The sequence below is a fragment of the Ruminiclostridium josui JCM 17888 genome, assembly GCF_000526495.1.
In the GTDB taxonomy this organism is placed as follows: domain Bacteria; phylum Bacillota; class Clostridia; order Acetivibrionales; family DSM-1351; genus Ruminiclostridium; species Ruminiclostridium josui.
The window spans coordinates 805176-817712 of record NZ_JAGE01000001.1; the positions used below are offsets into that span (position 1 = coordinate 805176).

Sequence of the window (12537 nt, forward strand, 5' to 3'; positions counted from 1 at the left end):
ATTTGCGCTACTCCTTCTTTACTAGTAATTCCTAAATTAAACCTGCACTTTTTAGAAGCTTTATAATTACTGTTGCACTTTCAGCTCTTGTAACATTATTTTTAGGATTGAGCTTTCCTTTGTTTCCTACAAATAATCCGCTGTTGACACAGATAGCTGCTCCCTCTTTTGCCCAGTTCGATATATTATCGGAATCCGAGAAGTTTTTGCTTAGATAATCGGTATTTGTCAGTGTAGTGTCCATACCTGCTATTTTCATAGCCTTTGAAATCATTGTCATGGACTGTTCCCTTGTAATAAAATCATTTGGCCCAAATTTTCTGTTCGTATAGCCTGTAATAATTCCATATTTGTAAGCAGTACTGATATATGAATAATATGGATTATCCTTATCCACATCTGAGAAATTATTATCAGCTAACTCAGAATCTTTCAATCCCAAAGCCTTTACTATCATTATTGCAAATTCTGCTCTTGTTACTGCTCTATCAGGAGTAAATTTTCCATCTCCCGTTCCACTGACTATGAGCCTTGAACCTGCATCATTTACGTAATCCTTTGACCAGTGTTCTTCCACATCCATAAATGTCAGCGGATTGTATATAAGTGCATATGTGCTGTTTGTAAGACTGTTTATCTTTGCATAGTATTTGTTGTCTATTAAGCTAACTGCAGTAGGTACATGTGTGAATGAACCATCAGGATTATATACAACTCCCGTAGTTATTTTCTTATGGTCAGTTCCTTCCGGTATTGCTACAGCCCTTGTAACATATTTGCTAAATGACGAGACTGTAACTTCCCTGCCCGCATATGTAAATGATATTTCAAATTCAACAGGTTTTCCATTTAACTCAAAGCCTTTTTTATCAGCTTCATCTTTTATCCTTTCAGTTTTATCTTCAGAAGCCTTGGTTACTGTGACTTTTACCAATATATCTTTAAGTTCGGGGTTACCGCCAAGTTTTCCAAGTACCTCATCTATATTGACATTGTTGGCAGGTAACGTATAAGATACGTTTTCCGTTTTAATTTCAAGGACTGCGTTCATATCTGCCATTGCCTTTAAAGTACTGGCTTTTAACTCCCCGACAACTTTATCTGAATTATTAGTAACAGGAATAGTTACCTTCTTTTCCTTGTCAGGTTCATTTTTTGCCATTTCATTAAGGGTTTTGTGTACTTCTGTTTCATCCAGATTTACCGTGGTGATTTTAATGTTGTTTTCATGTTTAACATCTACAGAGACATTTTCAATAGAGTGGTCCCCTACATTTATAACTATTGCTTCTCTAGATGTTTCAGAAGTTGAACCACCGCCTGTGGAGCTGTCTGATGTACCGGTTCCTGACACCTTAAACTTAAACGGACTGTTTACTGTATCTTTGCCGGTTATGGTTACTTCGGCTGTTTTAACCCCTGTGGAGGAAGGCTTAAATACTATGGTGAAGGCAGCAGAGCCTTTTCCTACAATAGGACTTACAGGTTCATTTTTTAAAGTAAAATCAGAACCTGATATTGATATTAGCTTATTTATTCCATCCTCTGTAAGGTCAGCATTACCGACATTTGATATTATAAACTCCAGCTCGCTTTCCTTGCCTGTTTTTGTATTTTCGAAATTTACGGTATTACCGTTTGCAATTTCAAACCCATCTTTTTTTCTAAACATCTTTATAAAAGCTCTATCATCGTCTACTATAATTCCCTCGGCTTTAATATCTCCGGTTACGGGTTTCAGAACAACAAAGAAATTTTCGTCATACTCTGCGTCTTTGTCTCCGTTAATATTAACTGTTATTGACTTGGATGTTTCACCTGGAATAAAATCCAACTTACCGGACGCTAAATCGTAGTCGTTATTTGCAGTTGTAGCTGTTCCGTCCTCTGTTACATAATCCACAGAAACAGTTTTTTCACACTCCTCAGAAAGTGTTACATAGAACACCATCGGTGTATTTCCAGAATCACCTTCAACTACCTTCACTTTATTCTGTACAAATGTTATTGAAGGAGCCGAATCATCATCATTTATTGTGCATTGCGCTGTCCCTTTTGAAGAATTTATTTCTGCACCTTCTGGATTTGAAAGAATTAATGAAAATGTTTCATTCTCCTCATACACAGTGTCCCCTTTTACATTTACATTGATTATCCCACTTTTCTGTCCGGCAGGTATTTTTAGTCTGCCTTCTACAGCCGTATAGTCTTTTCCGGCTTTTGCAGTTCCATCCAAAGTTTCATAATCTACATATATATCCTTAGCACTTGCCGGTGAAACTTTCACTGTAAAGGTAGCAACACTAGTGTCTGAATTACCCTCATTTATCGGAGTAGTTTCAACCGATATTTTCGGGATGGATTCATTGTCATATATAGTTCCTGTTCCTGTATTCTTCACCACTTCTATTGCCGGGTCTGTTATATAATAAAGTTCAACATAGAAAGATTCAGTTCCTTCGTATATGTCATCATCATTTATGTCAATAGCTATAACCTTTTCTCCGGTTTCACCTGCTGCAAAAGTAATAGCACCTGTCTGTTGTATATAATCACTTCCCGCTACAGCACTGCCGTCTATTGTTCTGAATTTGAGTGATACATTTTGGGAAGTTGGCTTACTGAGAGATACTTTGAATACTATATTTGGAGAAGTATCTTCTGTTACAGATACATCATTTATAGATACAGTCGGCTTGTCGTTATCTTTAATTGTACCTGTAGCAGTATAATTGGTTTTTCGGGCATTAGTAGCCGTCAAATTCAGTCTAATTGTCTCATTTGACTCAAGTAAATTATCCCCTATAACAGTCACTTCAATTTGTTTTGGACCTTTATCTCCTGGGATAAAGGTGAGAGTTCCTGTAGTCTCCAAATAATCCAATTCTTTAGTAGCTGTATCATCGGAAGTTGAGTAATTTACATCTATGGTTTTTCCGCTTTCTGTTGAAAGTGACACATTAAATATCAGTTTGGTAGTATTACCTGAATCAACTTCATCTACCTCTGCATCAGATATTACTATGTCTGGTGCATCATCATCGTCCCTTATAATGCATTGCGCAGTATAAGGACTTCCTCGCTCCGCACCTACAATATCATTTTGAATAGTAACGAAAAAGTTCTCATCTTCTTCATCTAATGTATCATTTAATATATCTATTTCGATAGTGCCACTTGCTTCACCTTTAGGTATGGTTATGCTTCCTGAAGCACTTATATAGTCTTTAGAACCCCTTGCAGCCCCATCTGATGTTTTATATTTTACAATTACATCTTCGCCGCTGGCTTTTGACAGTAAAACGGTAATAGCAACCTTAGCGGAATCCTTTTCCTCAACTTCATATGTAACAGGGTCTACCTTTACCGTAGGTTTCGAGTCTATGTTGGTTATTGTTAACGGCACTGATTTAATGTCTCCTGTAGTTGCGTTTGTAACATCAACATCTGAGATACTTACTGTGAGCGTCTTGTCATAATTGAATTTATTATTAGGTTTTCCATAAATTTCCATTGTTCCTGTTGTTTGTAGACTTGGTATTGTAATAGTATCGCTTAAAACAGTAAAATCCGTATCATTTACAGCACCTTCAAAAGATAATTTTACAGTCACGTCCTTAATTGATTTATTTGTAAGAGTAGCTGTTACGGTTGCTGCTTCGATTCCGTTTTCTGATATTGAGCCCGGTGTTATGCTTAAATTGACTTTTGGCTCGGGTTCGTCATCATTAATTGTCAGCTCAGGAGGAGTAAATTCACCTTTACTTCCGTTTTCCACACTGCTTATGCCAATGGTTACCTTTTTATTTTCGCCTGAGAAGATATCATCATCTATGACAGTTATGTTAACGAAACCGGATAAACTGTTTGCAGGTATGGAAATTGAAGTGGGAGCATTAAAGTCAGTTCCGGCCACTGCACCTGAAAAATTAAGATTGACTACTACATTTTCATAGGTCTTATTTGAAAGAGTAGCCGTTATTTTTGCTGAACCACCATTCTCAACTATACTGCTTTTATCAACATTTAATGTCACCTTTGGAGGATTATCATTGTCCTTTATTGTGCAGGTAGTTTCACCATCTGTAATGCCTCCGACACTGGGATTTGAAATTGATACTTTAAAAGTTTCTGCCATCTCGTGGTCAGTATCATCTTTTGTTGGTATCACTATTTCCCCATAGGTTGCATTTGCAGGAATAGTAAGTGTACCATTTAAAACTGTAGTATCAAAATCATCTGCTGTTGCAGAATCACAATTGATTAAGTAATTGACAGTTATATCATCCTTGTAGGGCTTTGTAAGATTTACTCTAAAGATTGCATTCTGTCCTTCAGTAATCTCAGATACATCAGCTATTGAAATGTCTGTGACGTTTGAGAAGTCGAGGGAGTCAAGACAAATATACAATGCCTGTTCAGTATTTGTTCCAGTAATTACTACTTTGTCAATATCATACCAACTTTCTCCGAACTCAAGTAATCCACCGTACTCTTTGTCGTCGGTATTGCACACATTATTGGTATATTTGACATCACCATATACAGTACTGCCCGGCTTAGTAAAATCAATACCCTTAACACAGACAAGTTCCACTGTACCATTGTATCCCTTGATATCAACCTGAGTCGCAGAAGAACCCACGTCAGTTATCAATGCATAAAACGCCTCAAGCTTAAATGGGCTTTTTGCTGCTGATTCAAATGAGATATATGTAGGGTTTGTATATAAATCTGGATCATTGCTTATTGCCATCCCACTAAAACCATCTATTATACGACCATAGGTATATTCATAAGTTAATGCTTCCCAGCTTCTTACATCAATAATACCATCAGTATCAAAAATAATATCTCCTATTTGATAGGGCCCCTCTTCTCGCAAAGCTTCAAGCGAATCGAAGTTTTGGTCCTGTGGTGCTTCGGCATAAACATATCCAGTATTATATATCAGCATGATAGTAAAAAATATAATACAAATTGCTAAAGATATTTTTTTAACTGTTTTTGACATTTGACCCTCCCTATTATATAATACATAGCCACACTCATGGTGTAGATAAACCTAGAGTGCAGCTACATAATAATTTAAGATATTTTTATTACACAGATATAAGTATTTTCATTTCCTGTAATCTTTGAAATAACTTTAATAATAATCGTGTTTTCCCCTTTTCTCAAGTTAGTTACACTATATGACGAACCGCTTGTCACTGTATTACCATTAACAGTAATATTAACGTCACCAGGATTACTAGCAGTTGGAACTACAGTTATGCTAGAAGCATTACTTGTACTTGAAGTATATTCCCTATGTGTTGGGCTAAATGTTGGCTGCAATGTAAGCGTTGTTTTTCCATTCTTAAATATCAACCCAGACAAAGTTAAATTCTCTTTCCTCTTAATTGTTACTGTATATTGCTGCGATGACGTTGTTGCTGTAGATACTATGATATTTACTGTTGTATTTCCCGTTTTTTGCAGCGTAATAGACCCATATGGCTGACCGCTGACAGCAGTTCCTCCGTTTATTTTTATAGTGGATGCAGGGTCTTCACTTGTAGCACATATCATAACGCTCTGAACTGTTTTTTCAACCTCCACAGTGTACTCAAAAGTATTTTTATTAAAAGTTGGTACTATCGGAAGTACTGTGCTTCCGTTAAGAACAGAAAGACCTGTGAGTTTGTTACTGTTAAGCCTTGTAACAGTCAGCGTATATCTCTGGTTTAAGTAACCAACAGCAGAAGTAACGTCAATATTTATGGTATTGACACCAACTGCAAGGTTTACAGATGTACCTACTCCACTGGCAGTTTCAACTCCATTTACTTTTATTATTACATTTTGACCATAGGCAGTGGGAGTTTCTGCAGTAGGAGTTACTACAATACTGGTGACTCCATAGTCAACTGTAGCAGTATAAGCGAACGTAGTTTTATTAAAAGCAGGTGAAAGTGTACCGCTGTTTATCGCCAAGCTTGATAAATATGGGCTTGAAGGGTCAACAGCGAATAATTGAAAATTTGAAATAGAAGCAATTCTAGGATTACATTTTAGTCCACTTGTTATATTAACCCTATAATAAGTATATGCGGCAGTTGGAATAAATGTCCTATCAGAACTATAACTTATTGTACTAGTATTTGTGTTATCCACAGTGTCTAGTGTTGTCCACGTTACGTTATCATTGCTTCCCTGTAAAGAATATTTTAGCAAATAGTATTGTTGAGGATCCCACCCTACTGACGGCATGCCATTTACTACCCACCGATTTACACAATACAATTTGTCTGGCTTAAAATTAAGTGTACAAGGTACTTCTCCAACCCACCTGTTGACAGGTTTCATTATTCCGTCAACCGCTTTTTGAGCCACAAAAGGAGCTATATAACTGGATGCTGAAGTAAGGCCAGTTAAGGCGGTATTACCCATATGTATTTCCTCCCCGCTATGTTAAAATTAGTATTTTTTTACATTAAATTTATAATATTATTATATTGTAACTCCTACAAAAAAACAATCTAAATTTTAAAATTGTCATTAATTATGACATTCTATTGACATATTTTTACACAATAATATATAATTGCTATATATCAATCAGTGAGAGGTGTTTATATGGAGACGATGTTGGGTCAAATTGAACTTTTCCCATTTAACTTTGTACCGCAAGGATGGCTTTTGTGTAATGGCCAGTTACTAAACATCGCACAAAATCAAGCACTGTATTCGTTATTAGGGGTTTCTTATGGCGGTGACGGTAGAACAACCTTTGCTATACCTAATTTATTAGGCACGGAGCCTGTACCGAATACAATGTATTGCATAGCAATAGAAGGTATTTATCCCTCAAAGAATTAGGTTAATTGTTATATAAATTTAACTTCTATAAATTATTTTAGCCGTTCTTCGGCTCAAGGAGGCTATTATTATGGATCCTTTCATAGGTCAAATTCAGCTTTTTGCTTTTGGATTCGCTCCGCGGGGTTGGCAGTTGTGCGATGGGTCGATAATTAAAATTGCAGAGAATCAGGCATTATACTCATTATTAGGAAATAAATTTGGCGGTACACCCGGTCAGAGCTTTGCTGTTCCAAATCTGTTAAACGCAAGTGCATATCAGAATGGTCGCCCTATGGCTTATTATATTGCAATTTACGGTATTTATCCGTCTCGCAGTTAAGGCCATTTCTAAAGAGTAACACTTTTGCAGTCTTATTTTAATGGAGGTTATTATAATGGATAGTCCTATTTTAGGTATGATAAAGTGTTTTCCGTATTCTTATATTCCTTATGGTTGGGCAGTTTGTAACGGTGCAACTATAAGTATCCAGACAAATTCTGCCTTATATTCCCTGATTGGGACTAAATTCGGAGGTAATGGCACTACTACATTCTGTCTCCCAAATTTAACAGGTGCTGAACCTGTTCCAAACACTGTATATTGTATTGCCACCCAAGGCATATATCCCATGAGAAGCTAAAAGCTGTTAGTATGAATAATTACCTTATTATTGTAAAAAATATGTTTATTGGTATGTTAATGTTAGTAAGTTAATATCAATATATTTAAAACTAATTCAATAATAAGGGAGGAAATTGTTTTGTCCAAGAATTTTTTTGCAGCAGTAAAAGACAGACGCACATATTATGGAATTGATAAGCAAAGTCCTGTTTCCGACGAGAGGATTCAGGAGATTATAAAAGATGCGGTTCTCCACACACCTTCATCCTTTAACAGTCAAAGTGCAAGAGTTGTATTATTATTGGGAGATAACCATGATAAATTGTGGGACATAACAAAGAATACACTAAGTAAAGTAGTGCCGCCTGAAAATTTTTCAGCAACCGAGCAGAAAATCAACTCTTTTAGAAGTGGCTATGGTACTGTTTTATTTTTTGAGGACAACTCAGTTATTGAATCTCTACAACAGCAATTTGCACTGTATAAGGATAATTTTCCTATTTGGGCAGAGCAGTCAAATGGAATGTTACAATATGTGATTTGGACCGCTTTGGAAATTGAAGGTCTGGGAGTCTCTCTTCAGCACTATAACCCATTGATAGATGATGCCGTTAGAACCGAATGGAAGATTCCCTTAAACTGGAGACTTGTTGCCCAGATGCCATTCGGAAAACCAACTGCGTCACCCGATGAAAAGCAATTTCAACCAATTGAATCAAGATTTAAAATATTCAAATAAGGGAATGTCGCATAAATTTTTCTGTTTTAACACTTCTACTCCCGTATAAAATTGTATCAATGATTGCTTCCAAGATATTTGCATAAGTTTATAACGGCTTATCTTAGGATATTTTACCGTCGCCCACATTCATCGTGAAAGTTTTCCGGTAAAATATCCTTGCTTCGCCAATAAACATCTACAAATATCTTTAACCAAGCTTCCATTGATACAATTTATACTCTAAGTACAGGTTAAAAGATAAAATTCCATTTTTTTTACAGACCCTATAATACCTTTCTCTCAAACTCTTCTATAATTTTCAGGTATTTCTCCTGTAAATTCTGTTCCTGTGCTTTGCTTTCTGCCTTTTCACATTCGAAGTTAAGCATGTCCATGGTTTCTTTAACCAGATTATTTCTTGCAAAAGTGTATACTACTCCGTCTTCTTTTTCAATATGCCTGTAAAGCAGGTGCGTATATGAAACAGCATTAGCTATGATATCAAGCTTAGATTCATCATCACCTTCCAGAACCCTTTTTACAGCAGCTTCAAGTTCCTGCATATGAAGCCGTCCCAAATCATGTTCCACCAGCATGCCATGTCTTACAAGTTTTTGTGCTGCTGGCCCCATTTCTTTTTCCATCCTGTCAAAAAGAAGTTTTTCTTCTTTACCATGGTGGTGGGCATCTGCATAATTTCTTACAAAATCAATTATTGTAAAAAAATCCTCGTACTCTACCTGTTCACCCTTTAAAATCTTGTAGCAGTATACGCGTATAACCTTCAGCATACGCTTAATATTTTTATGCTCATCTACCATTAAATCAATACAGTCCATATTTTCCTCCTTTCTACTTACGGGTTATCCTGTGTGTATTATCAACGGACCTTACATAAATAAAATCAGGGTTCAGCTCTTCTACAAATGCTTTTACCCAAGCCTCCCTAAGTTCATAAAAATTATTTACATTTCCCTCAACCTTTTTCCAATATGGTGTATGCAGGCATATTGCAGACTTCCATACAAACTCCCTATCACTGCTTGATACTATTTCATTTACTCGGTCACAAGGCATTCCCTCAAGAATGTAATCATTCAAAGCATTAAATATTTCTTCCGGTGTGGCTGCATTCCCTTGATAATCTGCTGCGGCAGCTTTCCCTTGATTTTTATAAATCTCAGTTAAATCCTTCTTATAATCCATGTTCCTGTTTAATACCTGAGTTACAAGTGCTGCCTGCCTTAATTCTGCACTTTCTATTCTTTCCTGCAGCCACCCGTGTATATTTGAGGTATCAATCAATTGTTCCAGTGGCTCTGGCTCCAAAGGTGGGCCGTGTTTTTCATTTATATCCTGAACCCAGGTGCCTATAGGCAGCTTCTTTTCCTGAGCCCATTTTATAATATCTTTTTCAATTTTCTCATACCAAATTATTTTGTTATAAAGCCAGTAATGTATTTTACCAAGAAATAAACTCATGTTTTCCTCCGATTAATTTATATTTATTTTTCTTTTAATTATTTTGTTCTTAAGTACTAATTTTTATTTAACACACTCAATTAATACATTTTGAATAGTATATTATAGAATTTTTGCATTATTTAGGAGTAATAATTTATGGAGTACACCATTAAGACAGAACAGGATGTGAATATTTATGTAAATGATATTAATCCTTATGGTAAAAAGGTAATTCTTTTTGTGCACGGCTGGCCTTTAAGTCACAGGGCATTTGAATACCAATTCAATGTCCTTCCTAAAATGGGGTACAGATGTATTGGTATGGATACAAGAGGCTTTGGCAATTCAAGTAAGCCCTTTTGGGGTTATAACTACAATAGGTTGGCTGAAGATGTCCGTTGTGTAGTTGACTCATTAAAGCTTCGGAACTTCGTTCTGGCAGGCCACTCAATGGGAGGTGCTACTGTTATACGCTATATGTCCCTCTTCAAGGGATATGGTGTTTCAAAGCTGGCATTGTTTGCCGCTGCTGCACCAAGCCTTACTATGCGCCCCGACTTTCCTTACGGTCTCCCTAAAGAAGATATAACAAAAATAATTAATAGTGTATATGATAATCGACCTCAAATGCTTTTGGATACTGCACCAATGTTTTTTTTCAAACCAATAACTAAAGCTCTGTCAGATTGGTTTTTCCAACTTGGCTTTATGGCTGCTAACTGGGCTACTGCAGAATGTGCTAAAACCTTCCGGGACGAAAGCCTTTTTAACGACCTACCCCAAATTCAGGTTCCAACCTTGATACTTCACGGTATACATGACCGTGTTTGCCTGTTTCCTCTGGCAAAAGTCATGGAAAAAAGTATCAAAAACTCAAGGCTCGTACCTTTTGAATACAGCGGGCACAGTCTGTTCTTTGAGGAAAAAGATAAGTTTAATATGGAATTGGTAAAATTTATTGAACATTTTTAATGTGACAATTCTGTAATACAAAAATCATTGCTTGAACTAAATATTTTAAGCAATGATTTTTTTCAATGTAAAAATTCTAAACATTAGTATTATAGGACTTCAATCTCTTCTCTGATAAGGTTATGTAAATAATTTCTTGTTAACAATTTATATATAGTAATTGAAATATTTTTTCATCCTTGCTATTATTATCTAGTCACTATATTTAGACTAGTAAACTGTTAGAAGACAAAAGTGGCTATAATGTTTTTTTATTTTAGTTTAGGGCAAAAATATATTAATAAGGAGTGTATTAACATGACGCAAAAAAGGGATCAGTGGGGATCAAAAGCCGGATTTATCCTTGCTGCCATTGGTTCGGCTGTTGGTCTAGGCAATATATGGAGATATCCGTATGTACTCTATTCAAACGGCGGAGGTGCTTTTCTAATTCCATATTTCTTCGCTATATTAACTGCCGGAATACCATTAATAATTTTAGAATATGGATTAGGACACAAATTTAAAGGTTCACCGCCCTTGGCTCTTGCCAGAGCAAATAAAAAATGGGAGTGGCTTGGTTGGTGGCCAAGTATTAATTCATTTATCATATTGACTTACTACACGCTGATACTCAGCTGGGCTGTAAACTATCTGTTTTTCAGCTTTACACAGGCTTGGGGAACTGATACAAATTCATTTTTCTTTAAGGACTTCCTTAAAATGGCTGATAGCCCCTTTAAGCTGGGTGGATTTGTATGGCCGGTATTTGTTGGTATTACTATTATATGGCTGATAAACTGGTTTGTATGTTTTAAAGGTGTTTCCAGTGGAATTGAAAAGATTAATAAGATTCTGCTTCCAACCCTAGTAATAGCAATGATAATTATTGTTATCAGAGGGGTAACTCTTCCGGGAGCTAGTCTTGGACTTAACAAACTTTTTACACCGGACTGGTCAAAAGTACTGGAGCCAAAAGTCTGGATATCTGCATATGGTCAGGTTTTCTTTTCATTAAGCCTTGCAATGGGAATCATGATTACTTATTCTAGTTATCTTCCAAAAAAGACAGATATAAATAACAGCGCTTTCATGACAGCCTTTGCCAATTGTGGGTTTGAGTTCTTGTCAGCAATAGGAATTTTTGGAATTTTAGGATACATGGCATCTACTCAGGGAGTGGGAGTAGATGAAGTTGCTTCACAGGGTATCGGACTTGCGTTTGTAGCCTTTCCTAAGGTATTTACGGTTATGGGTGGAATAGGTAAGTTCTTTGGCATATTATTCTTTACCTGTCTTGTTTTTGCCGGAATAACTTCCTCCATATCTCTGGTTGAAGCTTCCTCCTCGGCATTGATTGACAAAACAGGAGCAGGAAGAAAAAAAGTTGTTTCTTTAGTTTGCCTTGTTGGGTATGCAATAAGTATACTATATTCTACAGGGGCAGGATTATATTTCCTTGATATTATAGACAACTTTGTAAATTCATACGGAATTGTAACAGTAGGCTTGCTTGAAGCAATAACCATAGGATGGTTCTTCGGAGCTTCTAAAATACGCGAACACACTAACCCCATTTCCTATTTTTCAGTTGGAAAGTGGTGGAATCTCATGATTAAATTTGTAACTCCTGCTGTATTGACCTTTATGATTATATCCAACATTATAAATGAAATATCAAAACCATACGGAGGGTATTCACAAAAAGCACTGATTGCTTATGGTTGGAGTGTGATAATTATCGGAATTGCTTTATCTTTGATATTATGCCAAAGACCTTGGAAGGACAGAAGTATTACCTCTTATAAATCTGAGGAGGTGAAGTAGATGACTGCTACATCTATAGTATTCTTTCTGATTGGTGCGGTTTTCCTCTGGGGTGGACTAGCTGTAACAATTTCCATTGCCGTTAAAAATGAATCTAAAAAATAGA

Annotated in this window: 11 protein-coding genes; 7 read left to right on the forward strand and 4 right to left on the reverse strand. The window is 36.2% G+C overall.

Annotated elements, in window-relative coordinates; genetic code table 11:
- Positions 1-31: 31 nt before the first annotated feature.
- Together K412_RS0103815 and K412_RS0103820 are read right to left on the reverse strand one after the other, a co-directional pair.
- Entirely contained in the window at positions 32-5014 is a 4983-nt protein-coding gene (locus K412_RS0103815) for a Calx-beta domain-containing protein (protein ID WP_024831883.1), read from the reverse strand.
- Positions 5015-5088: 74 nt separating this feature from the next.
- Positions 5089-6435 carry a cadherin-like beta sandwich domain-containing protein gene (locus K412_RS0103820; RefSeq protein ID WP_024831884.1) on the reverse strand — a complete coding sequence of 449 codons (1347 nt, stop codon included), beginning with the start codon at positions 6433-6435 and terminating at the stop codon, positions 5089-5091.
- Positions 6436-6621: 186 nt separating this feature from the next.
- Here K412_RS0103820 and K412_RS0103825 point away from each other — a divergent pair, with 186 nt between their 5' ends.
- From K412_RS0103825 to K412_RS0103840, 4 genes are all read left to right on the forward strand, one after another.
- Positions 6622-6864, forward strand: coding sequence for a phage tail protein (locus K412_RS0103825; protein WP_024831885.1), 243 nt, complete (start codon positions 6622-6624; stop codon positions 6862-6864).
- Between the two features lie 70 nt (positions 6865-6934).
- On the forward strand, positions 6935-7186 hold the full coding sequence (locus K412_RS0103830) for a phage tail protein (protein WP_024831886.1): 252 nt from the start codon (positions 6935-6937) through the stop codon (positions 7184-7186).
- 55 nt (positions 7187-7241) lie between these two features.
- Positions 7242-7487: a phage tail protein gene (locus tag K412_RS0103835; RefSeq protein ID WP_024831887.1), complete on the forward strand. Its 246-nt coding sequence runs from the start codon at positions 7242-7244 to the stop codon at positions 7485-7487.
- A 120-nt stretch (positions 7488-7607) separates the two neighbouring features.
- Positions 7608-8207, forward strand: a complete 600-nt coding sequence (locus K412_RS0103840; protein ID WP_024831888.1) for a nitroreductase family protein — start codon at positions 7608-7610, stop codon at positions 8205-8207.
- 266 nt (positions 8208-8473) lie between these two features.
- On the opposite strand, the gene K412_RS0103845 is transcribed toward K412_RS0103840, so the two are convergent.
- The gene (locus tag K412_RS0103845) at positions 8474-9028 is read right to left on the reverse strand and encodes a hemerythrin domain-containing protein (RefSeq protein WP_024831889.1); all 555 of its coding nucleotides are present in this window, start codon (positions 9026-9028) and stop codon (positions 8474-8476) included.
- Positions 9029-9041: 13 nt separating this feature from the next.
- On the reverse strand, positions 9042-9671 hold the full coding sequence (locus K412_RS0103850; RefSeq protein WP_024831890.1) for a hypothetical protein: 630 nt from the start codon (positions 9669-9671) through the stop codon (positions 9042-9044).
- A gap of 138 nt (positions 9672-9809) precedes the next feature.
- Here K412_RS0103850 and K412_RS0103855 point away from each other — a divergent pair, with 138 nt between their 5' ends.
- From K412_RS0103855 to K412_RS22115, 3 genes are all read left to right on the forward strand, one after another.
- Positions 9810-10625, forward strand: coding sequence for an alpha/beta fold hydrolase (locus tag K412_RS0103855; protein ID WP_024831891.1), 816 nt, complete (start codon positions 9810-9812; stop codon positions 10623-10625).
- Between the two features lie 297 nt (positions 10626-10922).
- Entirely contained in the window at positions 10923-12431 is a 1509-nt protein-coding gene (locus tag K412_RS0103860; protein ID WP_024831892.1) for a sodium-dependent transporter, read from the forward strand.
- The gene (locus tag K412_RS22115; RefSeq protein WP_117385189.1) at positions 12432-12536 is read left to right on the forward strand and encodes a MetS family NSS transporter small subunit; all 105 of its coding nucleotides are present in this window, start codon (positions 12432-12434) and stop codon (positions 12534-12536) included.
- Position 12537 lies beyond the last annotated feature (1 nt).

What these genes read in the sequence shown, in the direction of transcription:
- K412_RS0103845 (WP_024831889.1), bottom strand. Translation starts at nt 9,028, where the DNA reads ATGGACTGTATTGATTTAATGGTAGATGAGCATAAAAATATTAAGCGT.
- K412_RS0103815 (WP_024831883.1), bottom strand. Translation starts at nt 5,014, where the DNA reads ATGTCAAAAACAGTTAAAAAAATATCTTTAGCAATTTGTATTATATTT.
- K412_RS22115 (WP_117385189.1), top strand. Translation starts at nt 12,432, where the DNA reads ATGACTGCTACATCTATAGTATTCTTTCTGATTGGTGCGGTTTTCCTC.
- K412_RS0103830 (WP_024831886.1), top strand. Translation starts at nt 6,935, where the DNA reads ATGGATCCTTTCATAGGTCAAATTCAGCTTTTTGCTTTTGGATTCGCT.
- K412_RS0103825 (WP_024831885.1), top strand. Translation starts at nt 6,622, where the DNA reads ATGGAGACGATGTTGGGTCAAATTGAACTTTTCCCATTTAACTTTGTA.
- K412_RS0103820 (WP_024831884.1), bottom strand. Translation starts at nt 6,435, where the DNA reads ATGGGTAATACCGCCTTAACTGGCCTTACTTCAGCATCCAGTTATATA.
- K412_RS0103835 (WP_024831887.1), top strand. Translation starts at nt 7,242, where the DNA reads ATGGATAGTCCTATTTTAGGTATGATAAAGTGTTTTCCGTATTCTTAT.
- K412_RS0103855 (WP_024831891.1), top strand. Translation starts at nt 9,810, where the DNA reads ATGGAGTACACCATTAAGACAGAACAGGATGTGAATATTTATGTAAAT.
- K412_RS0103850 (WP_024831890.1), bottom strand. Translation starts at nt 9,671, where the DNA reads ATGAGTTTATTTCTTGGTAAAATACATTACTGGCTTTATAACAAAATA.
- K412_RS0103860 (WP_024831892.1), top strand. Translation starts at nt 10,923, where the DNA reads ATGACGCAAAAAAGGGATCAGTGGGGATCAAAAGCCGGATTTATCCTT.